General features: G+C 40.5%; 26 protein-coding genes and 4 pseudogenes. 2 read left to right on the forward strand and 28 right to left on the reverse strand.

Annotation, left to right across the window (positions count from 1 at the left end; genetic code table 11):
* Positions 1-332: 332 nt before the first annotated feature.
* Positions 333-2,165: an asparagine synthase (glutamine-hydrolyzing) gene (gene asnB, locus DWX28_RS16455; RefSeq protein ID WP_118254010.1), complete on the reverse strand. Its 1,833-nt coding sequence runs from the start codon at positions 2,163-2,165 to the stop codon at positions 333-335.
* Positions 2,166-2,504: 339 nt separating this feature from the next.
* Between asnB and DWX28_RS20825 the strand changes: the two genes are divergently transcribed.
* Positions 2,505-2,708, forward strand: coding sequence for a peptidoglycan-binding domain-containing protein (locus tag DWX28_RS20825; RefSeq protein ID WP_118254012.1), 204 nt, complete (start codon positions 2,505-2,507; stop codon positions 2,706-2,708).
* Between the two features lie 85 nt (positions 2,709-2,793).
* Here DWX28_RS20825 and DWX28_RS16465 read toward each other — a convergent pair whose 3' ends face one another.
* The 6 genes from DWX28_RS16465 to DWX28_RS16495 form a co-directional block, all read right to left on the reverse strand.
* Positions 2,794-3,486, reverse strand: a complete 693-nt coding sequence (locus DWX28_RS16465) for a hypothetical protein (protein ID WP_118254014.1) — start codon at positions 3,484-3,486, stop codon at positions 2,794-2,796.
* Between the two features lie 319 nt (positions 3,487-3,805).
* Positions 3,806-3,940 carry a BhlA/UviB family holin-like peptide gene (locus DWX28_RS19635; RefSeq protein WP_199611849.1) on the reverse strand — a complete coding sequence of 45 codons (135 nt, stop codon included), beginning with the start codon at positions 3,938-3,940 and terminating at the stop codon, positions 3,806-3,808.
* 14 nt (positions 3,941-3,954) lie between these two features.
* Positions 3,955-5,439 (reverse strand): sensor histidine kinase, encoded by a 1,485-nt coding sequence (locus DWX28_RS16475; protein ID WP_022214240.1) that lies wholly within the window; start codon positions 5,437-5,439, stop codon positions 3,955-3,957.
* A gap of 163 nt (positions 5,440-5,602) precedes the next feature.
* Complete coding sequence (locus DWX28_RS16480; protein WP_022214241.1) at positions 5,603-6,310, reverse strand: LytR/AlgR family response regulator transcription factor; 708 nt, start codon at positions 6,308-6,310, stop codon at positions 5,603-5,605.
* A 5-nt stretch (positions 6,311-6,315) separates the two neighbouring features.
* The gene (locus DWX28_RS16485; protein WP_147342113.1) at positions 6,316-6,873 is read right to left on the reverse strand and encodes a hypothetical protein; all 558 of its coding nucleotides are present in this window, start codon (positions 6,871-6,873) and stop codon (positions 6,316-6,318) included.
* A 983-nt stretch (positions 6,874-7,856) separates the two neighbouring features.
* Entirely contained in the window at positions 7,857-8,045 is a 189-nt protein-coding gene (locus DWX28_RS16495) for a hypothetical protein (RefSeq protein ID WP_118254018.1), read from the reverse strand.
* A gap of 81 nt (positions 8,046-8,126) precedes the next feature.
* Between DWX28_RS16495 and DWX28_RS16500 the strand changes: the two are divergent.
* Positions 8,127-8,675 (forward strand): annotated as a pseudogene (locus DWX28_RS16500) (MATE family efflux transporter); the annotation flags it as partial.
* A gap of 126 nt (positions 8,676-8,801) precedes the next feature.
* Here the strand turns inward: DWX28_RS16500 and DWX28_RS16505 are convergent.
* The 21 genes and pseudogenes from DWX28_RS16505 to tnpA all read right to left on the reverse strand — a co-directional run bounded on the left by DWX28_RS16505 (position 8,802) and on the right by tnpA (position 24,741).
* Entirely contained in the window at positions 8,802-9,524 is a 723-nt protein-coding gene (locus DWX28_RS16505) for an IS630 family transposase (protein ID WP_022214244.1), read from the reverse strand.
* Positions 9,525-9,625: 101 nt separating this feature from the next.
* On the reverse strand, positions 9,626-9,880 hold the full coding sequence (locus tag DWX28_RS20045; RefSeq protein ID WP_022214245.1) for a helix-turn-helix domain-containing protein: 255 nt from the start codon (positions 9,878-9,880) through the stop codon (positions 9,626-9,628).
* 754 nt (positions 9,881-10,634) lie between these two features.
* Positions 10,635-11,099, reverse strand: a complete 465-nt coding sequence (locus tag DWX28_RS16520; RefSeq protein ID WP_022214247.1) for a nucleoside deaminase — start codon at positions 11,097-11,099, stop codon at positions 10,635-10,637.
* 107 nt (positions 11,100-11,206) lie between these two features.
* Positions 11,207-11,653 carry a flavodoxin gene (locus DWX28_RS16525; RefSeq protein WP_022214248.1) on the reverse strand — a complete coding sequence of 149 codons (447 nt, stop codon included), beginning with the start codon at positions 11,651-11,653 and terminating at the stop codon, positions 11,207-11,209.
* Positions 11,654-11,815: 162 nt separating this feature from the next.
* Entirely contained in the window at positions 11,816-12,025 is a 210-nt protein-coding gene (locus DWX28_RS16530; RefSeq protein ID WP_022214249.1) for a hypothetical protein, read from the reverse strand.
* A gap of 339 nt (positions 12,026-12,364) precedes the next feature.
* Positions 12,365-12,745 (reverse strand): hypothetical protein, encoded by a 381-nt coding sequence (locus tag DWX28_RS16535; protein WP_022214251.1) that lies wholly within the window; start codon positions 12,743-12,745, stop codon positions 12,365-12,367.
* 27 nt (positions 12,746-12,772) lie between these two features.
* The gene (locus DWX28_RS16540) at positions 12,773-13,243 is read right to left on the reverse strand and encodes a hypothetical protein (protein ID WP_243002461.1); all 471 of its coding nucleotides are present in this window, start codon (positions 13,241-13,243) and stop codon (positions 12,773-12,775) included.
* Between the two features lie 359 nt (positions 13,244-13,602).
* On the reverse strand, positions 13,603-14,799 hold the full coding sequence (locus DWX28_RS16545; RefSeq protein WP_022214253.1) for a DUF4179 domain-containing protein: 1,197 nt from the start codon (positions 14,797-14,799) through the stop codon (positions 13,603-13,605).
* Positions 14,796-15,353 carry an RNA polymerase sigma factor gene (locus tag DWX28_RS16550; RefSeq protein ID WP_022214254.1) on the reverse strand — a complete coding sequence of 186 codons (558 nt, stop codon included), beginning with the start codon at positions 15,351-15,353 and terminating at the stop codon, positions 14,796-14,798. Before DWX28_RS16550 ends, DWX28_RS16545 begins: the two co-directional genes overlap by 4 nt.
* 240 nt (positions 15,354-15,593) lie before the next feature.
* On the reverse strand, positions 15,594-16,133 hold the full coding sequence (locus DWX28_RS16555; RefSeq protein WP_022214255.1) for a DUF2812 domain-containing protein: 540 nt from the start codon (positions 16,131-16,133) through the stop codon (positions 15,594-15,596).
* A 138-nt stretch (positions 16,134-16,271) separates the two neighbouring features.
* Positions 16,272-16,400: pseudogene (locus tag DWX28_RS20830) on the reverse strand (YccF domain-containing protein); the annotation flags it as partial.
* 156 nt (positions 16,401-16,556) lie between these two features.
* Positions 16,557-16,853, reverse strand: a pseudogene (locus DWX28_RS16570) (helix-turn-helix transcriptional regulator); the annotation flags it as partial.
* 381 nt (positions 16,854-17,234) lie between these two features.
* Positions 17,235-19,073, reverse strand: a complete 1,839-nt coding sequence (locus tag DWX28_RS16575; protein ID WP_022214258.1) for an Ig-like domain-containing protein — start codon at positions 19,071-19,073, stop codon at positions 17,235-17,237.
* A 93-nt stretch (positions 19,074-19,166) separates the two neighbouring features.
* On the reverse strand, positions 19,167-19,811 hold the full coding sequence (locus tag DWX28_RS16580; RefSeq protein ID WP_243002462.1) for an alpha/beta hydrolase: 645 nt from the start codon (positions 19,809-19,811) through the stop codon (positions 19,167-19,169).
* 153 nt (positions 19,812-19,964) lie between these two features.
* Positions 19,965-20,885 (reverse strand): helix-turn-helix domain-containing protein, encoded by a 921-nt coding sequence (locus DWX28_RS16585; protein ID WP_022214450.1) that lies wholly within the window; start codon positions 20,883-20,885, stop codon positions 19,965-19,967.
* A 115-nt stretch (positions 20,886-21,000) separates the two neighbouring features.
* Positions 21,001-21,150: pseudogene (locus DWX28_RS20660) on the reverse strand (LysR family transcriptional regulator); the annotation flags it as partial.
* Positions 21,083-21,241, reverse strand: coding sequence for a hypothetical protein (locus DWX28_RS20835; protein WP_022214451.1), 159 nt, complete (start codon positions 21,239-21,241; stop codon positions 21,083-21,085). The pseudogene DWX28_RS20660 and the gene DWX28_RS20835, both read right to left, overlap by 68 nt.
* 134 nt (positions 21,242-21,375) lie before the next feature.
* Positions 21,376-22,128: an EFR1 family ferrodoxin gene (locus DWX28_RS16595; protein ID WP_022214452.1), complete on the reverse strand. Its 753-nt coding sequence runs from the start codon at positions 22,126-22,128 to the stop codon at positions 21,376-21,378.
* A 191-nt stretch (positions 22,129-22,319) separates the two neighbouring features.
* Positions 22,320-22,805, reverse strand: a complete 486-nt coding sequence (locus DWX28_RS16600) for a GNAT family N-acetyltransferase (protein WP_118254031.1) — start codon at positions 22,803-22,805, stop codon at positions 22,320-22,322.
* A gap of 161 nt (positions 22,806-22,966) precedes the next feature.
* On the reverse strand, positions 22,967-24,319 hold the full coding sequence (locus DWX28_RS16605; protein WP_118254025.1) for a DUF1848 family protein: 1,353 nt from the start codon (positions 24,317-24,319) through the stop codon (positions 22,967-22,969).
* A complete protein-coding gene (gene tnpA / locus DWX28_RS16610) occupies positions 24,319-24,741 on the reverse strand; it encodes an IS200/IS605 family transposase (protein WP_118254028.1) in 423 nt (140 codons plus the stop codon). The genes DWX28_RS16605 and tnpA overlap by 1 nt, the downstream gene beginning before the upstream one ends.
* Positions 24,742-24,907: the final 166 nt, after the last annotated feature.

Here is a 24,907-nt window from a genome sequence, read left to right on the forward strand (position 1 = left end):
GAAACGCGTTCAGTTATATCCGGAAAGACTGATCTGCTCTTAGCGGAATGCGTGGTCAGATGAGCCGGAATTTGCATCATATACCCTTTTATTTTTTAAAGAGTATCTGGGCATAAAAATGTAAACTTATTTTTTATTTTTTTGTTCAGAATCAAAAGTTTCTTATATCTATAAAAAAAGGAATACTGTATTTAAACAATATTCCCAATTTACATTCTGCATATAATCCTCACTACAGAAACTATATATTTTACAGCTGTTTCCTGACATCATTACCAAAAACACTTTCAAAATCTATTTTTACAATCTTTTTTGGTTTATTCTTATTATTTTTACTCATCAAAATATTCCTGATACCAGAACAAAAACGCCAGCACCGTCCAGATTTTCCGGCTGTTGTCCTTCTTTCCCGCGTGATGCTCCTCCAGAAGCGCCGTCAGCTTTTCCGTGTGGAAATACTGACGGGATATGGGACTTTGAAACATTTTTTTTACTCTCCCGTACCAGTCGTCGTCCCGCAGCCAGACACGGACAGGCACCGGAAATCCCAGCTTTTTCCGCGCGGCCGTGTCCTCCGGGATGTATTCCCGGGCCACTTTCCGAAACAGATACTTCGTCTTTCCGTGGGCAAATTTCGCCTCCGGCGGAAGTGTCCGGGCAGCCTCGAACACATCCCGGTCCAGGAAGGGCACGCGCACCTCCAGCGAATGGGCCATGCTCATGCGGTCGGTTTTCTGCAAAATATCCCCGGCCAGCCAGTATTTCAAGTCGATGTTCTGCATTTTCTCCGGGTCGGAAAGCCCGGCGGCTTCTTCATAAGTCTTTCGCAGAAACTCCTGACAGGACGGCGTATCGGTCGGATTTTTCAAAAGCTCCCGGCGCTCCTCGTCGGTGAAAATATGGGCGTTCCCGATAAACCGTTCCTCCACCCGCTGGCCGGCCCGGATCAGAAAGCTCTTGCCGCGGCGGTCCGGCAGTTTTTTCGCCTGCCGAGAAACCGCACGCCGGATCTTTTCAGGAATCCAGGCCACTTTCTGAAGAGCCAGAGGCTCCCGGTAGATATTATAACCGCCAAATAGTTCGTCCGCACCCTCCCCGGAGAGCACCACCTTCACATAACGAGACGCCTCGGCAGCCAGAAAATACATGGCGACGGCAGAAGCATCACCGCTGGGCTCGTCGAGGGCGTACATCACCTTTGGAAGCACATCCCAGAACTCCTTTTTCCCGATAGTGTGCATGTGATAAGAAAGATGCGCATACCGGGCCACCTCCCTAGCCCTGTTTTCCTCGTTGTAGCCGCTGTTCCCATCCAGAAATCCCACCGTAAACGCCATTTTTGCCCCGGACGACACGGCAATAAAACCCGAATCCACACCGCCGGACAAGAAAGTTCCCACTTCCACATCACTGACCATATGGCGGCGGACGGATTTTTTAAGCACGCTCTCCAGTTTTTTCTCCATATCCGCCAGCGAACACCCCGCCTCGGGCTGCAGCTTCGGCTGAAAATATCTGCAGATTTCATACTTTCCCTGGCGGTAAAACAGCATACAGCCCGGCGGAAGGCGATAGATTCCCTCAAAAAAAGTTTCCTCCAGCACGGAATACTGAAAAGAAAGATACTGCTCCAGTGCCCGCTCATTCAACTTTTTCGGGACGCCCGGGAACTGCAGGATGCTCTTAATCTCCGACGCAAACACGAAATTTCCATCCACCACTGTGTAAAACAACGGCTTGATTCCGAAAAAATCCCTCGCCAGCATCAGTTCTTCTTTTTTCTCATTCCAGACGGCGAAGGCAAACATTCCACGAAGCTGCTCCACAAACGCCGAACCATAAGCCTCAAGACCATTCACCAGCGTCTCCGTGTCCGAGCGGGTGACAAAAAGAATCTTCTTTTCCCGTTCCATCTGCTCCCGCAGTTCCTGGTAATTATAGATTTCTCCGTTAAACACCACTGTCAGGTTCTGACTGCTGCTTTTCATAGGCTGCAGGCCGCCTTCCAGATCGATGATACTCAGGCGGCGAAATCCAAGGGCCACGCTGTCATTTACAAAACTGCCCTGCGCATCTGGGCCTCGATGTACCAGCTTTTCCTTCATTTTTTCCACAATCTCTCTTTTGTTCTTTTTCTTTCCGAAAAATCCACAAATTCCACACATGCTTTTCTTCCTTTCTTGTTGTCAACCTTTACTTCTTTATTTTACCTCATATAACACCCCATAATATATCTCTGTCACTAACAACACCTAAAAGTCTTCCAACAGTAACAACTGTCTCATTTTCATTCTCAAAAGTCATTGCGCAGTAGCATACGGTACAGCCCAAGGGCTTTTTTCGTTTTCAGCCATCAAATTTGCTCTTCATCACTTGCCGAACATGAATCCTGCCGAAGGCTTCGGAATTATTAAAGCATTGGCCGTATATAAGTGTTCCAAACATTTCAACCAAATTTACCAATTATTCTACGCCGAAAGCTGGAGACATCGTAATGTATCATAATGGGTCGGTATTTAATCATACTGGACTTGTTATTGCTGTTAGTGGTAATTCTTATAATTCCATTAATAACTCGGCGAAACAACAACTATAATGCCTTTGGGGCCGCCACAAAGCAGGGTGTGAAAAAATTCCAGACTTCTAAGGGATTAACTGCGGATGGAATTGCGGGAAGAGATACTTTTGCAAAGCTTGCAGGTGTTTAACGATTTTTGAACATGCGCCTGACGAGCGCACCTGAAAAAAAGGCACTGCATATGCAGTGCCTTTTCTGAGAAAATGCGAGAAAATCTAATATTCACTGGGAGAGGTATCTTCAAAATCTTCGTTTTCCGATTCACTCACATCAGGTACATATTCGTCGGCCATTTTCTGCGCTTCCTCTAATGTACTGGAAGGTAAATATTCCTCCCCATCACTCGTAAGCATGATTACTATATTAACGTTATTCTGACTATAATACTCCAGGTCAACATTCAGTCCGGATCGTACAGCACTCCCATTAGCTATATTCAGGACGGCGTTTTCTATATTAAAAACCATATTATAATAATTTCCTGATTCGCCCACTTCTACTGTTATCGTATTTTCATCGGAATACAGAATATTACCAGTGATATATTGGATATCATAAGTTTCTTCCTGTGCAGATTCCTGATCTGCGGGATCTCCCTGGCTTTGGTAAGTTTCTTCCTGTGCAGATTCCTGATCTGCGGGATCTCCCTGGCTTTGGTAAATTTCCGCTTCTGCGTTATTTCCAGACTGTTGATTCTGCACACTGTCTCCTGGATTTGCTGCCACAGCTGTGGGCGTTGGCTTCCTGGTAACAGCCGTAGTAAGATTTGGAATAAACTTTACAGCATCCTTACCACTTTCGCTTTCCGTTTGCGCAGATTCGTTGCTTCCTGACAATTCACATCCTGTCAGGGTCACCGTGATACCTGTCAATATCACAAAAAACACTTTCAGAATCTTTTTTCTCATTTTTTTATCCTTTCTTTTTTACTTTTTACAATTTTTATTTTACTCTAAATAACTTCCCATTACCTATTTCTGGCACTAATAACACCTAAAAGTCTTCCAATAGAAATAATATCTGTTTTATCATTCCAAAAAGTCTGTGGCCTATCATACAAGGATACAGGCCACGGACTTTTTTCGTCATTTAAGGACATCAATTCTTTTTTTCATCTCATTCCGAAAGTAAATCCTGTTTCGCCAGAAGATGGTTCTTTATTTCATTCAGGTCATTCTGAACGGTATAAAGAATCTGATATTTTTCTGTAAGCTTTTCTATTACAGACTAATAATTATTTTCACGTTCTTCCTGTTTCTTGCCCCTCTGCTCATTCGATTTCACTACGTAGATGAGCAGAAATACCGCCACCACTGCCCATATCCCCTGCGACAGAGCGGCATCGAGCATAGTTGTCTCCATGTCCTGTTTCCTCCTTATTCTTCATTTCCAATTATCACAACAGTTTCAAAATATGTAGAGCCATATTGAAAATCAATTTCTCCATCGTATTTTTCAACAATTCTTTTTACACTTTCAATTCCCCAGCCATGTTTTTCTTTTTCCTTTTTATTAGTTAAAAATCTCCCTTTCCTCACTATCGGTGCACTTATACTGCTGTTCTTCACTTTGATAATCAGCATATCATTTACATTGCGAACTACGCAATAAATATTTTTTCTTCCATCTTCACATTTATCCGCAGCTTCTATAGCGTTGTCAAGCAAATTTCCCATAAGCATTATACAATCCGAATCTTCCATGGGGATATTTTCCACCTGAGCATCCAGTTTAAATGAAATCCCTGTTCTTTTCATTTTTCTGTTTTTGATACTCAGCATAAAATCAAGAGTTGATATTCCTGTCCATGTGATTCTATTTCTCGATAAAGAGGTTGCTTGATAATTATTCAAAAATTTCTGAACCTCCTCCACATTTCCATTATCCAAGCACTCTGCCACATAAGAAATTAAATGTTTCTCATCATGTACCAGACATCGGTATCCTTCATATGCACTCTTCAGTTCTTCATACTGTGCTTTAATTACATCATATCTTACATTTAAAATGTTATTCTCCGCTTCGTTAATCCTCTGTTGGAGCCTAATATATGCTATGAAAATACACATCATAATTCCAGTCAAGGCAGCCCATGTTAATGCCAGCTTTTTTCTATCAATCTCACCTTCTCCCAGATTGGCCACTCCCATGAGCAAAAATATTTCTATCCATATCAATATGAACAACTTTTTTTTATGCTCCATAAGCAGTTTTTTCAATAAGCTTACCAATGAATCCACTCTGCTGATAAGCAAAAGTCCAAAACAAATTATGAGGAAAAAGATAATTTCATCTTGTGAATGTATTCTTGGATAGTAAAAGAAATCTTCAAACCTCCGGTTTTGGAAGACTCCTGTATATGCAATATACACTTCCTTTACAAAACCGATATTAACTACATAAACGACCTCCCACAAATATGCTTGAGCAAAGGTACATTGAAAAAAAAGATATAGATACAGCGGTGGAAATATATTCCCCATAATCATCATTGCTATGGATTGATATGACATCCAATATTGTTCAGTCAAATCAAGAGCAATGATTATAAAAAAAACAATTTGCAAAAAAAACAACATTTTTTCTTTTTTGTTTTTCATCCCATGAACTGTAATGATAAGTAAAAGCACACTACAACAGACCCCAAAATGTCCTACACTGTTCCAGTTATTCACCCTGTCCCCAAGCATACATTTTGTCATCTTATACATTCCTGTCATAAGCAGAAATATCAGGCACCCACAAACCATATTAAACTTCTTATCATACTGTATTCTTTTGGGAAATATTTTCCCAAATATACAGAATCCTATTCCTGTCTCCATTAAAGCTGCCAGTCCATATAAAGCAAATTTAGCCATTTGTATTCCCCACACACATATATAATTAACTTATGTCGTTTTCTCTGCTTCTCATCCCCTTCCCTCAGCGGACGATTCAGATTATAGCACAAATAAATCGGCAGAAGTGAAGTGTCCTCTAAATGCAGTTTCATGTCCTCCAATAATCAAATACCATTTGAACTCACCTCTCCCAGAAATCCACAATTGCCTGTTTGACACTTTTAAAGCGTTCCCTGCCTACTGTGACAATATTCCCATTGCGCATATACAGGTCATGGTTTTTCATCCTCATGACGTGCCGGATATTGACAAGATATCCTCTGTCTGCCATGATAAACCCATCCGAAGCCAATTGTTCCTCCAGGGAAGAGAGACTGGCACGTATCCCTGTTTCACCGCTTCTATGGACAAAGACCACATTTTTCCCCTCTTTCCTCAAGTAAAAAATCTCTGAATACGCAAGCTTTTCCAGAGTCCCCTTCTTTTCTATCACATAATATTTTTCGTTTTTTTCCATAAGTATCAGAAAAAGCGCATCGTAAGCCTCTGTCAGTTTCGTCTCCAGCCGGCTTTTTGGAATATAGCGGAAGGTATTGACCTCATAAGCCTCAATCGCGTAATCCACATAATTTGTGATAAATATGATCACCGGCTCCGGATAAAGCTTTCGGATTTCTCTGGATACTTCCAATCCGTTCTTTCCAGGCATCTCCACATCCAGGATATAAAGATCATAGCAGGTTTCCTTCAAACCGCTGACGAACCATTCTATGCTTTGGAAGGTATCAACTCTGCAGTCTTCCTGCTTTTCTCTGAAATACGCTTCGGTGATTTCTTTTTCTTTATCCAGATAAACAGCTTCATCATCCAGAATCGCCACATTGATCATCTCTGTTATTCCTCCATAAAAGTATAAAACCTGAAATTCTTTACATCGTAAAAATAACTTTCCTCTTCATTAATCACCAACTCATAGACCTCCGGTTCCTCTTGTGTACTTCCAGAGGCGCGGGAATATTGATAGATATATCTGCCTTCTGCATGATTTTTCACACGGTCTATAATCTCTTCAATCACTTCACTGATCGTCATCGGATTTTCTCTGCTCGGCTTCCATCTGCCAATCATACTGCGGACTTGTGTTTTGTTCAGGCGAATCTTCTTTCCGATCAGATATCCTCTGGGGATAAAATCCTCTTTTTTCTTCCCTGTTTTCTCCAGGATTACCCTGACTGTATCCTCCCTGTCATCAAGGGCAAATCCCATATTAGTATACGCCTGCACATGAAGCAATGCCAGATCCAAATATTCCATGTTTTCGGACTGCTGGTACCAGAGCAGAAGTGTCCTTATACTCCTGTGAAACGTTTCTTTAATTGTAATCCCCCGATTCTGCAGGCTTTGCAGCGACAGCATCATCACATATAAATCCTTCATTTCTTCATCATTCATTCTTACGTCTCCTGTTCTTATCATTTTGAAACCGCCCTGTGCGCTTTTTTTGCCCCTGCGGTTTACATCATTATAACCGGAATTCTTCATCAAACACAAAATGTCCTTTAACAGAACGTCAATGTCCCTCAATTTATCCTGGAACCTGTTTTCAAGCTGTGCTTAGGAAATCTCATGGATCATATAAAAGTTTACCGTTCAACGTAAAAATAGCATTGATTCCGCCTATCCGATACTGCCGATGATAAAGCCTACATTTTCCGTCTCCCACTCCCCGCAGAAACAGCCCTGGCAGACCATCTAATATTTCAAAAATCTGTTGCCACTGCCTAATCCGTCTATTAAGATAAGAATATAGAAACGGAACCTTAACCTGTCTCAGAAAGATGGGATTTGATTGAAAACAACTGCAATTGGCATAATTCTTCTCTGTTCAATACGTCGGCCGCAAGGATTTATTCGAAAAAACGGATATCTGGAAAAATAAAGAATACCGATCCATACAGGGAACTTATCTCGTCATTTTCCTTTCCTTCGCAAATGTAAAGGCCTCATTGCTGCACCTACCGGGATCAGGATAATCGTACAACATAACACCAAGCCAAAAATCACGGGCATCGCCGCTATCGGCAGACCGATGCAGACCACATAAGCCACTTTTAAGAATTCCCAGCTTAATTTCCAGCATAGCCAGATAACTAAAAATCCGAAAGAAACTCTCCCGGGAGATCCGGGCTTATGCGGATATCACCCTTAGCATCACAGACAAAACGGCCAGCTGATACAGACGAAGCAACTGATCAAAAAGTACAGCTCCGCTTACCGCACTCCCCGTGAAATAAAAAAGCACCCAGTATCCTGCATTCTACCGCAGCCGACATCAGAAAGAGTATGAGCTTCACACTGCCAGCAAAGAGGCCCTGAAGGAGTTCGGCGTAAAAGCTCTGCCGAAGCCGGAAAAACCGGACACACAGATTGAAAAATTAGAAGCTGAATAGGCCACCGCCCGGGACGAATGGAAAAAACTCCGAAAACAGCAGGATCCCCTGAACATCGTTATCAAGAATTTTAATCAGCTGCTGAATAATGATAATATCCATCTTCACTCTGAACATGTTGAGAAGCAGATACCGTCTTCGCCTGATATTTTCCAAAACCAGGAGACGCTCCATTCAACATCTGCTTCAAGAACCAACACTGTTGTTAAAAATAATAATCACGAGAAATCATAACACATTTATGTGATCTCTTAGATTCTCTCCGCCTTGCTTGTATTTTATTTTCTTCATGGGAAATCGGAATTAAAGGTAAGATGGCTTCATATAAATGAGATTTCTGAGTGCACCAGACATGCCAGAGATATCATCAGCCTGGGGTCTGCCGGATTTATCATGCAGCTGACCAACAGTCTGGTAAGTATCTGTTGCAATAATGTTCTTTCAGTAACAGGCGGTGATATTTATATCTCTGTCATGACTATTATATCCAGTGTTCGCCAGATGGTGGAGATGCCTATCCATGCGATCAATGAGGGAACCTCTCCTGTTCTCAGCTACAATTACGGAGCCAGACGTCCTGAAAAGGTAAAAAAAGCAGGCGATTTTTTTTCCCTGCTTCGTAAAGTATTTATCGTGGTTCCACTGACCTATTTTCTGCCCTATGGATTACACATGGGCACAGATGGCGTATTTATGGTAGAACCGGTATCCAATGTGATCGGTGGTTCTCTGTGCTTTATTACCATGCTGGTTACCATATTGCCTGAATTAAACAAAATGGAAACTACATATTTCCCAGAATAATATTAATCAGGTTCTTATCTAGTGCATTGTACCGATGATATTTAATCTTACTACCAATTTTTAATTGGTAGTAAGATTCGGATACAATGATATCAGTTTTTCTCTGGCATCACCTGTTTGAAAATGTCATTTAATTTTCGCTTTTGATTTGTTACGTTCTTCTTTCCATGAACTTAATTCTTTACGGAGCCGTTCAATTGTTTCAACACGTCTGGATAAGCATTGCCGTGTCATGACGTTTAATTCAATCTCTGCCATGTCAAGCCAACTGCCGTGCTTCGGGGTGTAATGTATTTCCAGCCTCTTGATAATCCGTCTTGCTTCTGCTGGAGGAAACGTTTTATACAAGGATGCGGGTTTATGAGTGTTTAAGTTATCCATGACAAGAATGATTTTTTCTGCGTCTGGAAACATTACATCTGATAAATACTTTATTTCCTTTGCCCAGTCAGTAGCTTTTCGATGCTCATGTACGCTTACATGATGCATCCCACCAAGTGGTTCAACAAACACAAATATACTGCATGTTCCATTGCGTATGTATTCGGAATCAATTTTGGCATTATCTCCAAGACGCATTGGTAATGATTTTCTTGCATCTCCCAAAAGTTGATATGGTTTTTCATCCATACATACAACAGGCCGTTTAGAATTATATGGAAGTTCATATACATCAAGGACATCTTCCATACAGGCTACAAATTCTGCATCTTCTTTTGAGGGGATGCACCAGTAGTCGTTTTTGTGAGGTCGAAGTTTGTTTTTTTTAAAGCCCGACCAATTGCATTTTTTCCAACTGGTGTATCCAGTACAACTTTTGCTTGTTCTTCGAGAAGACGCAATGTCCAACGAGAATGTCCTTCCGGTGCAGGACTACATGCAATTTCTATCAGACGTGCTTCCGCACGACCATCCAGCTTACGTTTAGCATTGTCTGAATTAATGTTTCGTTACAAAGTAACAATGCCGTCAATTCCTTTTGTTGAATACAGTTTTACCGTGTTGGTAATTGTTGCAAGGCACACTGCATTGGACTTTGCTGATTGTTCATGGGTAAGGACTTTCCCGTGAGCTTCATCAAGATCCAAAAGAATCTGACATCTGCTCTTTACTGTTTTTGAAGTCTGCTTTTTCCTGAGAGTAGATTTGATGGTCTTTAATTCATCTTCAGTCAGGTTGATATGATATGTTTTTGGTCTTGCCATTTTGTAATTACCGCCTTTTCTTTTAAGTATACATCAAAACGGCGTAAAAAACAGTAATATTTTAACTATATATCATCGGTACACTACACTAGATTTCTCGTGAGGCATCTGTTAACTGCACTTTTTTGACATTGAAAAAGTTATACTCTCGCAAAAAAAGAAAAACATCATAATGAAGGGGGCAATACACGCTAAAAACATCTTAATATCTTCTAAAAAAACGTATGAAAAAATGGTCAAAAGCAGCGTTTGGTCACCGTAGTATTTACTGCTGTTTGATACCAAATAGCACTCCGCAGCACCAAAATATTGTACACAGAATCACCAGGCAGTACTATATATTGTTTCCTGTACTAGATATCAAGTGCGTTCTATAGACATCCGGAAACGCCATCGCAAACCGGATTTCTACGTCATCCTTATTCTTCATAACTGCATTGACTTCCCCGCCGATATAACGCGCGGCTTTGTCGATCTGTAGGAGTATTTTATCGCGTAATGCTAGTTTTCTCATAATTTTCCTTTCACTTTTTGAAGCAAAAAAATAACCTCACTGTTTCAGGGGTATGTGAGACCATTTTAATGCATTATAATGACTGTTAACAATGTTTCTTATTATAAACAGATTATCAAAGAAGTGCAAGTGTATAAAAGAAATATTCGGATAATATCCACAGGAACAAGGATTCGTTGAAACGCTGAACTTGATACAATTTAACCTGAATTATTCACGGCTTATTTTTAAAATTTCCTCTCACCCCTTTGCATGATTATAAAAATACTCTTTCAGAATCGAAAGACTTTCTTCACGTAAAACACCTTCCGAAACCTGCGGTTGCCAGAAAGAATTATCAAATACCATTTTTGAGCAATTGCATCCGGTGTTTCCGAGAATATGCTCCAAATCAATATTGCTTGCACCGTAAACCAACCGTCCCAACTTCACCCAAACCATTGCGCCACTGCACATAAAACATGGTTCGCAGCTGGAATAAAGAGTATATTCATGCAGATCGGTAATGCCAGTCTGTGCACAAAACTCTCGAATCAATCCTGCTTCTCCATGAAATGTTGGATCGTGTCTGGTATAAATTTGATTCTCGTTGCTAAATACAATTTCGCCATTCTTGACAAGTACCGCTCCGAACGGCTCGTTACCATGCTCAACTGCCAATTTTGACAGTTCAATAGCTTTTTTCATAAACATTTCATCTTGCATTATGTTTCCTCCACAAATAGAAGATCGGATTTTACAGCTACTTTCATAGCCTCTTATTTGTATATCCATTTCCAAAACAGGCTCTGGAACTTTATAGTTATTGCTTGTTATTTTAACCAACTTATGATAGTTTCATCTGTTGCATGGTTCGCATTAAATGGTCTGCACCATTTTGCAGGATATTTCTTTTTGATTCTCACCGCGATCTCCTGCGGTTCTGTAGCTCCACTGGTTGTAAAAATTGCTGCTTTTTTTCCATTTAGATTTACTTTATCCAGAAAACTGAACACTGCATTCGGAAGCGTTCCGCACCAGATCGGACTTCCTATCAGTATCCTGTCGTATACAGAAATATCAGGAATCTCCATATTCAGTTTTGGCCGCTCGTTTAACAGAATTTCTTTTAATGAGGTAAATACCGTCTTTTGATAAGACATCTGGTAAGATTTATGAGTCTTAATCTCTACCAGGTCTGCACCAGAAAGCTGTGCAATCCGTTCAGCTGCTTCTTTCGTCTTTCCTGTCTGTGAAAAATAAATAACTAATGTTTTCATTTGACATTCCTCTTTTCTACTACGATATATTTATAGCTGATGCCCTTACAACTCTAATACAGGATAACTCTATTATAACAGAGATTTTACCCTTTCGCACGATAATATTAAAAAATCAGGCAAGTCCAAAATATCAGACCTGCCCATTTACAATATTTTTATTTATTTCATTGTACATAAATTTTCATCAATCCACTTCTGGACATCTTTTTCGCTTATCTTAACCAGACGGGCAATCGTCTTTACATCCATGCCCTCTTCTGCCATGGAAAGGGCTGTTTCTTTTGCTTTCTTGAGTTCACCTTTCTCTATACCGCGTTTTTCGCCGCTTTCCATTCCCTCGCTGTAAATTTTCTCCATTTCACGGCACATAAGCTCAACTCCTTTCTGTGTGTCCTTCCATTCATCGAAATCCTATCCCGGATTTAAAGTGTTCATGTCCATCAGTCCGCCCCGTGGTAACGTGCCTTCATTTGGTTTTATCCTAACATTAATGAGATTCCTTTACAAGCTACTTTTTGTTCTTCTTGCCATATACTAACTTCAATATAAAAAAGCAAAAGATTAAAATCCATCCAATTATTCCCACTATATTTCCCACAATTGGATAATAATATCCAAGAATCACTCCACCAAGTACCAGCAATGCCCCTGACACAATTAATGCAATCAATATTTTCCTCATCGCTCTATTCCTCAATAATGAATGTTTTAATGCTTCGCATTCAATCGTTTATTTACTCGTTCAACTGGAAATCTGTCCTCCATGCCAACTATTTCAAACAAATTTGATGGCAATTCCTTTTCTCCAATTAAAGTGAGATAGTCATCAACTGCTCTACGGTCAATCATAATTTTGCCATGACCAGCCCAATGCCGATTACTCTCTTTCTTTTTTAATCCGGAAATCCAATATTCTTCACCATTCTCAATGTCCATATAGTTTGCATAGTTACCAATATTCTTCTGAAAAGCATGATCATTGAAATAAATTGTTTTCCTGGTTTTTGAAGTTTGTACATACCCAATCCATGCCGGACCATCATCCGAATATCCAGTTTTGAGTTCAATATACATTAATTCTTTAATCATTTTATCACCTCCAGATTGTTTTTTCGATCAGATTCCATAGTGAATCATCCATTTATTTTTATCCAACGCCTGCTCTAATAATTTCTTTAATTCATTCAATTCAGAAATATCTGCAATGACATCAATAAATGCTTTTAACGAGTCAGGTGGAATCAATGTAATACCATAATATGCAAGCCCTTTGCCTTTAGCAGAAAGCGTGTGCCAATAAAAGTCAATGGTGCTAAGTCTCTCAACAATGTTTGCTAAGTCGTCATCATCAACAGAAATGCAGGTATATTTCCACGGTTCATATTCGTCATAATGCTTGCCTTTCTTAGGGGCATCCAGCATAATTCCAAATTCATGTTTCGCCATATACACCATCTCCACAAATCCTAAGTGTTCTAATTCTTTCTTGGCTGCATTTTCTTCCCTCGCAGATAAAAAGAGTCCTCTGGACCATCCTCCTGGGGACAATTTATTGACTTGCTTGTAGGCAAGTATAATTCCAACCATTCATTTTTTGCAACTTCATGTACTCTGTTGCTACTTTCTTTTACCATAGTCATTCAAAATTTCTAACTTCTGTTGACTTCCTGATAACTTACTTATCTCCCAGTCCTTTCCCCCTCCGATTTCTGTAGACCTTTAAATAACTTATTTCCTATCAGGTCATTCAGACCTTTAAATTTCGTGGGTCTTTAATCAATTTACTTCCCGTAGAGTCATCTCGCCTCCCAATTTCCATGAACCTTCAACTCGCTTGGTACGACCATACGGGACAAAACGCCATCACTGAAGGTGATTTGGAATGCATTTTGACCAAGTTACTGTGAATGGATTGAACAGTAACGATTCTCTGGCATTTGATTCATTTATCTGATATCAATCCGTATTTTTTCTCCCACAGCTTTCCATCCAGAATCATAATCATCTGCTACATCGTAAACGTTATTTTCTTCTTCGATATAAACGTCATCATCGTCGTCCAAAACATACTCCTTCGTAACACTGCTTTCAGTTACGTTTTCAGAGGAGTTCTCGGATTTCAGATAAAGCTGCAATTCCAGATATTCGCTGTCAGGATCAGGCAGTTCCGGTCTTTCATCGTCATTGAAAGTCCAAAATTCTGTCTTAAATTTCCAGTCCCGATGACTGTCGTCTGTTTTTGCATCATCCGTCAGATTATATCGCACTTTATTTCCTTTGCTGTCTGTTCCACGCAGCTCAACTTCGTAGTTTTGGTACAGTTTTTCTGGTACTTCTGCTGAAATACTGCTCTGTAATTTATTCAGGAAAATATCTTTTAATACCACTGGTCCTTCTTCAGTTTGAACAGAAATATTTTCAACTTCTTTATGGGTCGTCTGCTTAAGAAGCTTCTCTCGCGATACGGTAAAATCAAAGGTAAATTCCGCTACGGATTTCTGCCAGTCATCAAGATCAAAAGCATGGAGCACAAGATGTATCTCCGGGTTTTCTCCAAGATCTCTGGGAGCATGAAAACGGTACTCCTGCACTTGGTCATATTCAGTTACATTTATGTCGGTATCTGTATCGAATAAATCTTCTGCAGAATAAGGAGTATAATTCCCACTCATATATTCATCCAATTTTTGACCATTTATTGTGGTTTTTTCCAGATCAAGTGAGACTCCTGTATTAGCAAAAGATGAAATCGGTGCCGATTTTCCCTGATGATCATCTTCGGAATCATCAATTTCCGCGTGCACCTCAAACAGCAGAACTCCTTCATCTAAAACAACTTCTTTTAAGTTTGCAGTAATCCCGTGATCTGTTTTCGATGTGTTCAAAACCTCCGTATAGGAGTCGATTCCTCTTTGTAATCCCAGGGTTTCTCCTATTGATAAAACAACCTCTTTGATCGCGGCCTGCACTTTGGGATTCGATAAAACAGTCGAGATCAACGCCAATATCACACAAGCTGCCGCCAGTCTGCGCCAAAATGATGGCACCCAGGCATTTTTCTTTCCTTTCCATTCTCCTTCTGCTTCGCTGATATATTTCGGATCAATATCGCCAAATTTTTTTGAAAAATCAAATTTCTTCATAAGTGTTTTCCTTCCTTTTCTAACACTTTTAGCAGCTTCTTTCTGTTCCGGTACAGATTCATTTTTACACTTCCAACAGACATAGCATGTCTTTTGGCGATCGCTGAAACAGAGTCAAAAAACCAGTATCTTCTCACGAAAATATCTCTGTCCTCTGCGTCCATTTTTTCAAGAAAATCGTTGATGATTTCCAGCAATTCTTTTTCTGCCAGCTGATCTTCAATGGTATAGGTAACACTTAACTGATCCATTTCACCCAGAATATCCGCCATATGTACATCCGGACGCCTGTCGGCATATTTTTTTCGCAGACGGTCAATGCTCAAATTCCTCGTGATCCGGCCGCAAAAATGTGATAATACAGACGGCTTTTTGGGCGGGATCAGTGACCAGACCGAAAACCAGGTATCATTCAGGCATTCCTCCGAATCTTCTCTGTTTGCAAGCAGATTCCAGGCGATCTTGTAACAGTAAGGATGATATTTATCGCTTAATACTTCGATCGCATGCTCATCTCTCATCTCAAACAGAGATATGATCTCATTGTCTCTCATTTAAGTTGTCCTCCAAAGTTTTGTATTTCATCAGCAAATACAAGCGCGCTTTGATTGCTACTTTTCCTAAGGCTCCTTTTAGAAGGAAATTTCCTACTCATACTATATATCGTAAAAAATCCCGGATGGTAACAAAAAAAATCAAATTTTTTAAAAATCAGGAAAAAAAGGGGCAGTCGGGAAATAATAATTTTTAGTCCCGACAGCCCCTTCTTATATTAACGTTTCACCAACCGAAGATTACTTTTGTATCCTGTTTCGAAATGTAAAATATTTTACGGCAAACTGTAGAAAGGTAATAACGTATATAACTAATAATACAACCCACACTGGCAGCAATCCATGTTCACTGTGATCTGTCGAAGATATATAAAACTGCTGAATCAGGCCGCAAAGAATCACGATCAACGGAATCACTCTTCCCCAGAAAATTCTCTTCACCATATCCAGCCGGGAGATATCATCACAGAATATTTCCTCGTCCTGCAGCATCCTGTCTGCCGGTTTTCGGAAATAGTTGTATCCAGCAAATTCTGTCAGATATTCCCATCCACAGTCCTCAAACATCCGTACATATTCCATCTGGTGTTTGATTCCTTCTTTATTATAATCCAGCTGATAGATTACTTTCTCAGGCTCACATCTCTCAAATGTATAGATTCCAGGAAAAGTCACTCTCTTGAATTTCCAGCCTTCCTGGTGTCTCTTACTCATGTACTTTTCTTCTTTTTCGTATTCCATGATGTTAAACCAGCGAAATTCTTTTTTGACTTTCTTCATTGCATTACCTCCTGTGCATTGCGATACAGTCTGCGGATTCTCTTTAGTTCAAGCTCCAGAACTTCCGTTCCAAGCTCTGTGATCTGATAGATTTTCCTCTTATCTTCCTCCCTGATAAAACAGATCAAACCGTCCTTTTCATCCAATCACATTCGCGCCAAACGGCATAAAGGAAAGTCTTTCCATCTTAAAGAACTGTTTTCCAAACGGAATACCAATGATCGTGATGCACCACAGGCAGCCTACGATCAGATTTTCGAAAGCCATTAATGTGTCGACTTCGCTTTCGGATAAATCTGTTTCATCCTGGCATCGTCGAAATGTGTGTCCACCCATTTTTCTATCTGGTTCTGTGCTTCGACTCCCTGTGCCCTCTGATCGTAGCGCATCAGCGCCGCAGTGCACAAATGCCCTGTTTTGTTCTTATTTTCCCTGTTTTTTGTCCTCCGAATTTTCCTTCATTAAAAAGATTTCCCTGTAAACGCCTGGTGCCAGTCCGATATAACGATTAAAGTAATTTGTAAAATGGCTCTGGTCAGAAAATCCTGTCTGCAATGCCGCTTCCACAGGCGGCAGGCCCTGTTCCAGTAATTTCTTCGCTTCTCCGATGCGGATATTTTGGAGATAACTATATGGAGTTACACCTTTGGACTTCGTAAATGCCCGCAGCAAAGTTGATTTGCTGAGCCCCTCCAGATGACATATCTGATCCAGATAAATCAGCATAATGAAAAACGCTTGTAAAATACTTCCGGAGGCAAGGGAAAAGACTACTTATGACCGTGCGATTGTTTTCCATAAGAAATAAATCCACAGATGTACCAGTGGTGCTTCCTGAAAATACACTGTAATAAAAAATACTGACTCCCGGAATCATACTCCGTAAAGAGTTCAATTCCGAAAGCCGATATTTTTATATATGAAGCATAAATCGTCTTTTTTCAGGATGATACCGTCAAAAGAATTATCGGATATCTTCTTTTCTTTTGCGATACCTGCATAATGATACAAAAGACTGTCTGCTGCCGCATTTCCAGTGTATGGAATCTCGAGCTCAGAATAAATCAACGAATACCTGTTTAATGGAAATCTCCCTACACTTTATTTAACTGTGACTTTGCACTTTGTCTGTACCTTACCGGATTTCACAGTAATTACAGCAGTACCTTTCCTTTTGGCAGTAATGACTCCCTTTGCATTCACCGTTACAACTTTGGAATCAGAAGTACTATAAGAAATTTTATCATCACTGTTTGATGGACTCAGTTTCGGCTTCAGCTGAGATGTCTTTCCTCTCAGGAGGGTAATCGCAGAGTTAATACCGGATATTTTCTGAGTTGATACTTTTGGTACTATTACTGTAATCGTTACTTTTTTGCTGCCGGATTTTACTGTAATTCTGGCTGTTCCGGTTTTTATTCCTTTTATCACACCTTTGGATGATACAGTGGCAACATTTTTATTTGAAGAGCTATACGTTATTCTTTCCTGGGAAGTTACTGGTGAAAGCACTGGTCTTAATGTAAGTGTCTTACCTTTGGTAACTGTATATTTTGTCTTAAGGCCGTAAATAGCATTGGTTCTGACCGTTCCATTCTGTACAGTGACTTTGACCTTCGTTTTTTCACCGGTGGACATTACAATTGTAATATAAGTAGAACCTGTTTTTTTGCCAGCCGTAATCCTTCCCTGTGCATTTACTCTGGCAATCGAAGTGTTTGCAGAATACCATGCTACAACACGGAACGATGATGTTGCATTTGTTACTTTTACTGCCGATGTAGATTGTCCTGCACGCAGAACGACAGACTTCGTATTTACTTTCATATGATAAATGCCAAGATCTTCATCCGTCAGTGCAGCTGATGTAAATTTCTGCGTCATAGATTGAATAACATCAGAATCTTTCCAGCTTTTTCCATTATAAATCTGTTTCTTAAAGAAAATATAGATATTGTAGGTTTTCTTCTCGCGTATTCCCTTAGGTGAGCCTATTCTCCATACAGTATTCTTGTCAACTCCTGTTGGATTCTGCCTGGTACTCCAATACATCGGAACCCAGCGTACATCTCCTGAAATTGGAGATTTATTGTCCATGCCTGCTCCTGTTACCGTAAAGTTATAAAACTTACCTGGAGTAAACTTTAATGGTTTTTCAAGGCCTTTCACAGTGCTTTGCGTAACTTTGTAGATGCGAAGCGGGCGTGAAGGAGTTGGAGTTGGTACTTTCGGACGTTTATTCTTGAAACTGCTGTTATCCAGCTTAAAGAGGCTCATCTTTGCCTTACCGCTATATGGTTTTGCACAAATAACCAGCCAGGAATCTGTTTCAGGAACATTCTCTGCTTTTACAGTAAACTCTGTGTTTGCTTCTTCAGAATTCGTGGCACGACTCGAATCATACATATTCTGAATCACAGTTATATCTGTACCTGAATCTACATAAAAATAATACCATTTGCAGTCCTGAGTTGTAGAAAACTTCAAAGAAACCGTTGTATGATTCTCCCATTTCATAGAACCACTCTGATAAGTCAACGAAAATGGTATTACCGTTGGAGTCGGTGTTGGCATTGCTGTTGGCTCTGGCTCTGTTGAAGGTGCAATTGTTGGAGTCGGCTCTGCTGAAGGTATAGGAGTCACTTCCTGCTCAGACTCCTGCATCTCCCCTGATGAGTCGGCATCGGAAATTTCTGTGCCTGTCGTAAAATCTTCAGTATCTGAAAAAATGTCGCCTGACTCCTCCGTCTCTTTCGCTTCTCCAGCATCCACAAAGTCCAGATCACTGTCAACACTTTCAGCTGTCATGCCCTCTGTTGATTCTGTTTCTTCTGCAAACTGAGTAAACTCTTCATTGGAATCCGAAGCAAAAGTATTCGCTGCTAATCCACTGGTAAGCATTCCTGCTGTAAGCATAAGTACAAGCACTTTTTTCTTCATTCTTATCCCCCATTCCTTTTCATAAGGCTCATAATTCTACTGATTTCTTATAAAGAATTATATCAGATATTAGAAAAATCAGGTAGTATTAATTTAATTATCTGTCAAAGAGCCGTTAAAAAATTTAACCACAATCTCCTGGGTCTCTTCTGTCCAGAATTCACTTCCGCCGTGGTCGGCACCTTCCAGAAGGTATACGCGCACATCTTTTCCACAAGATTTGAGTTTCTGATAAACAGTTACACTTACTCGGGGATTGATCGTGCGGTCTTTGGTGCCGTGGAACATCAGGATTGGTGAAAGGATGGTGTCTTCGTGGATGGAGAGGATTCCTTTTACATCCGCATTTGTTCCGGGATATAAGTTTGTATCCTGATCGTCATCGTGAAGCAACTGTGAAAACATGGCTGTATGTCCGCCGGATGAATCACCGCCGACAAAAACTTTGTCCATATCTACGTTATACTCTGCCGCATGGATCTTCATAAAGCGGATCGCGTTTCTTGTGTCCAGTGCCTGCGCCGGAAATGGTGCGATCCCGGAGTGGCGGTATTCCACAACTGCTATGACATAGCCCTTCTCAGCCAGTCTTGAAAGTATTCCAAGTTTCGCATTGATATTCTGCTCAAGCCACGCAGAGCCCTGGACATACACAAGACAGGGATGCAATGTATCACTGTCTATGGTGTTTCTTGTCTGTGGTGTAATGATCTGTAAGTGAAGCGGCACACCATCCATGTTGGCATATTCCACATTCGAATAAATATAAGTTCCTTTCTCATCTCCGGTTGTCGGGATTCTTGTAACGCCCTCTATCTCTTCGTCAAAAGATGGGTATTCTTCGTAGGTCCAGTTTTTATTTCCATAAGATATATTCTCCTGTTTTACAGCTTACCAGCCTTTCAGCACAGAAATCTGATAAGTCGCTATATTTTGTGGGTTTTCCAGTGCTTTTTTGCGCCAGGCACTTGGGGAAAGTCCTGTTATTTTTCTGAAGTTTCTAAGAAACGTGGACAGAACCGGATAACCAACAGAACGGGCAACTTCCTCGATGGAAGTACTGCCATGTGCAAGCAGCTCACATGCTTTGTTGATCCGAACCACATTCAGATACTCAGAAGGCGGCATATTCGTATATTCAGAAAAAATCCTTCGCATATGAGTTTCGCTCAGCCCACAGCTTTTGGCAAAATCCTTTGCCTTTATATCCTCTGTGTAATGCTGTTCCATATAGTTTATGATCTTTCGAACATAATCCATTGCATCAGAATGTGAAAGTTCATCCCCTGAATCCAGCGTGTTCAGCCGGTCAAAAAATAACAGAAAATTAAACGCAAGCGATAAAACTGCATATTTATAATGATATTTTTTCTGCTGCGTTTCTTCTATTATCATCTGCAGCAGTTCCACAGCCAGAGCGTTTTTGCTGCTATCCAGCACCAGAACTTCTCTGGAAAGATTTTTCTGCATTTTTGTATACTTTTCAGGCGCATCCTCAAAAACTTTTTTGAGGATCCTGTCTGTATCTATAAAAAGATATTCCCATTTCTGCTTTCGATTATGTTCTTCTGGCACCGGACAGGTACGATGCGGAATGTTTTTGGGAATGAACGTCAGTGTCCCTGCATGGTAAGGCGTTTCTTTTTCTGCAAACTGTATGATCCCATTTCCATAATGACAGTAACCGACTTCCAGATAATTATGAAAATGCATATTATCCATTCCATAAACAGTTTCCCATTTTTCACCGGTCAAAACAAGCAGCGGAAGATCCTGTGAAAGTTCATAGTAACGATATTCAGCTTTAGACATTTGCAATCTCCCTATGTTTTTATAAGGTCATTATAACAGTTGAAGAATATAAAGAAAAGAGCATAGTAGAACTTGTAAGTACACTTGGAATATTTTATGTCTTCCCAGCCAATCTCCGTTTCCGCAGGATAACCCCTTCTTCTGTAAGGGTGATTTTTTTCTTTCCACGGATCAATAGCTGCTTTCCCAGCTTCTTTTCAAGTTCCATAAGCTGCTTTGACAGGGACGGTTGTGCATTTCTGGCCTTCGAACCACAGACCAACAAGGCCGATTTCATCAGCCGCCAGCAAAATATCTCCCAGTGGAGATACATAGGTACAGGTATAGATCATAATTTTGTCATTCCTTTCATGCATAATTGCCTCCGTCGCACGGGGTACAGTAGAAAACTTCGATAAATTGAATTTGTTACATTTATTATAACTGGAATTTGGTTGGTGACATACTTCCACCACTTCAAAATCTATAAGATTTAAGTGGTGGGAGCATATCACTTAAGGAAATGTGTATACTGTCCATGCTTCTTTGTATTTTCACCATATTGAATTGCAAATTTAGGGCAGTGATGTAAGCAAGCTAAGCACATTACGCACTGCTCTTTGGTCCATTCAGGTTTGCGGTCTTTGAGCTTAATGGCGGAAACCGGGCAGTTTTTGGCGCACAAACCACACCCAACGCAGGTGTCTTCAACTGAAAAGTGCTTTGTTTTACGCATCGAATCATATTCGATATGATAGCCTATCTTTGCAATCGGATAAGGCAGCTTATTTTTCATAAAATCACCGACGACCAAATTTTTTATCTGTTCAATGATATGATCGATTTCAAGCTCTGCATAATTATTTATACGCTGAACTTTTTCTTTATTGCTCAAATCAAAAATCGGAGTCCAGGTGTCCGGCATTTTCACGCTGAATTTTGCGGACAATGGCAGGCCTTTAGGAGCAAGAATATTATCTGCAAATCTCCCAGCTTGTCCCGGGGTTGTTCCATAAGTTGCAATAAAAAATATATAGTCCGGCTTATGGCTTAAATCTAGTCTTTGTAAAAATTCAATTACGATAACAGGCAATCCCCAAGAGTATGTAGGGCTTACTATACCAAGTGTTTTGCATTTCTCATCAAATGAGAAAATTTGTTTTTTATAGCAATCTGTAATAGAAACGGCAATGTCACCGGTTTCGGCTGCAATCCTTCTGGCAACATATTCGCTGTTTCCGGTTGCTGAAAAATATAAAATCATAATCCATCTCCTTATCCAAGGCCTGCAAATTTAACAAGAAATGTATGTGTAATAAGTTTTGCAAGCAATTGACAGCATTTATAAAATGCTCCGGTAGTGTAAACGGCTCTGCCTTTCCTTGCTGCTTTTAATGATCTCAAAGCAGCAGTCTTTGGGTCGATTGATTGCTCAAGATTAAAAAGGGCGATTTATCAGAAAACCAGCCGCATCTGGTGCCACACAACATTTCCATGGGTGGATTTGTCAGATATACCTTCGTCGGAAAAGCCAAATTTTGCATAATACGGGATAAGCTTTTCTTTGCAGGTCAGGACAAGTCCTTTACGGCCCTGCTGCTTTGCATCGTCGATCGCGCGGCGGATCAGTTTGCCGGCGTATCCATGTCTGCGATAATCCGGTAATGTATTAACACCAAAAATCATCTGCCACGCACCATCTTCGTTGTGCATGGCAGCCTTCTCATACATTTCATCCGTCAGGTCCGGCTCATCTGTTACAAAACCGTCTACAAATGCGATCAGCTTTCTATCTTCATACATTAGCCAGAAGTAATTTCCGTAATATTTCACTCTTTCGATGAATTCCTCTTCTGTTGCTGCTTCCGCAGGCGGGAAACATTCTGCCTCAACTGCGGCAATCGCTGTAATATCTTCTGTTGTTGCGTATTTTATTTCCATACTATATTCCTCTCTTGTCTCTTTGAATTCCATCTCAGTTCATCCAGTATAACACGAAAATAACGATATTGCATGTGTGATCTGATCCATGCAATATCGTTAACAATTTTGGGTACCTTTCTTCAGTTTTTTGGCAGTTGGTGGTTTCCTGATATCAGTTTTTACGAAAATAAATCCAGCGTCATCTGTCCGTCAATCCAGCTTATTTGTTTTGCCTCGTGTATGATATCTCCCGGCATGCTTCCGCCAAGCAGAAATGGTGATTTCGGGTCATGTCTTTTCATGTTCTCCCGGACCAGAGCACTATTTACATTCGCATAACAATATCTGCACAAATGCCCGCAGGTATCATATGCTCCAATGTCTACTCCCAGAAGACAGGCACATGTCCCGTTTCTCTGGTTCATCTTCTGCTTTGGCACATCCAGATGTGTATGCAGTGCTTTTTCGTATGTATCTACAGTCATACATCCTGAACAGTCTGCTCCGTAGGCCGCAAGTTCATTTCCTTCTGCACATGGCCGGATTACCATATTGTATTTCTCTGCAATTCTGATAAATTCTTTTCCGATCCTGATTCTGTCGCTGATTGTAACGGCTTTTGCTTCCGGAAAATTCCGTGCTACTTTTTGGTAAATGTCAATGAAACTAATTACGCAAGTGTGGGTATAGCCGGACAAATTCGCTGCCATTTTTTCGAATTCCTGTATATGCCATTCTACGGTATGTGTCTGGTCGATGAGTATTGGATCATAGCGCCATCCGATGCTGTCAATGCCTACAATATTGGACAACTTCTTAAAATCTTCCATTACTGTTTTCTTATCTGGCACATTGGGTTCAATCTCAGTTCCATATGGTGTGATTGTCACAAACCAGTATTGTCCATATGATTGCAATTTGTCCATATGCTTAAGCATTGGTGCCGGATTTTTCGTACAGAATACAAGAAGGTCTACGACCTCCGGCGACAGGCTATATTTCGTTACCTGCAACGGATTATATGGATTGCGGACCAGTACATAGCCTTCCTTTATTCTGTTCATAAACCATTCGGAATAAAACGCCGGGATATCTGTCCGCATGCCTGTTTGTATGATCATGGTATTTGCTGCCTTTCTGCTGTTTCTGCAAATTAAAAATTTTTTATTGTTGTCTGCGTAAAACACCACGCTCAATACCAGCACAAGGCATTCCACGACCGGCATTACCAGCCACAGGCTGTTTCCGCCAAAGATCAGCGGGAATGTGAGAATGGCAGTGCTGCTCAGGATCACATTTCTGAGTAATGAAATGAAAAGGGAGCTTTTTACGCTTAAGATCGACTGTAAATAGTATGAGGTCAGGAGGTTGATCCCCATTGGGATAAATGCGATAAAATACACTCGCAGCCCTGCCCGGGCGATCTGTGACATTTCTTTGTTATAGATGAGCCGGCAGCATCCCAGTGTTCTGTGGATGAGGTTTTTCTGTTCTCTGTTCGGGTAGATCCTGAATTTGATCCCTTTTTGCATTATCCCATCTTATCCTTTTGTCTCTGCGATGTTTTCTGGTTCTCAATATACTGTTTTACTGTTTCCAGCGGAGCACCGTCCACGGTAGATACAAAATAGCTGTTTGTCCACAGAGTCGGCATTTTGGTTTTAAGATACGGAAATTCCTGTCTTAAGATCCTGGACGTATAGCTTTTGAAAGATTTTACAGCTTTGTGGATACCCAGCTGAGGATCTACTTCCAGCAGCATATGAACATGATCTGGCATGATTTTCATTTCCAGAATGTCTACAGAAAGATCTGCAGCATACTCTGTGAGCAGCTCTTTCAGCCGGACATCTACACCATTAGTTAATACTTTTCGTCTATATTTTGGGCACCATACCACATGATATTTACAGGAATAGACGATATTGTTATTGGATTTATATGTTGTGTTCATATTTGTATTATATTATATTTTTGCAATTAATACAATCATTATTTTCTCCATCTTCAATTACTTGCGTAAATTCGATGGACGCGTCTTATATCCCCCTAGCTAAAGCACTTAACTTGACCCATATTTATACAAGATAATTTCGATAAGCAAGCAATGAATATAGTAC

Origin of the sequence: Blautia sp. AF19-10LB (genome assembly GCF_003461245.1) — a bacterium.
In the GTDB taxonomy this organism is placed as follows: Bacteria; Bacillota; Clostridia; order Lachnospirales; family Lachnospiraceae; genus Blautia_A; species Blautia_A intestinihominis.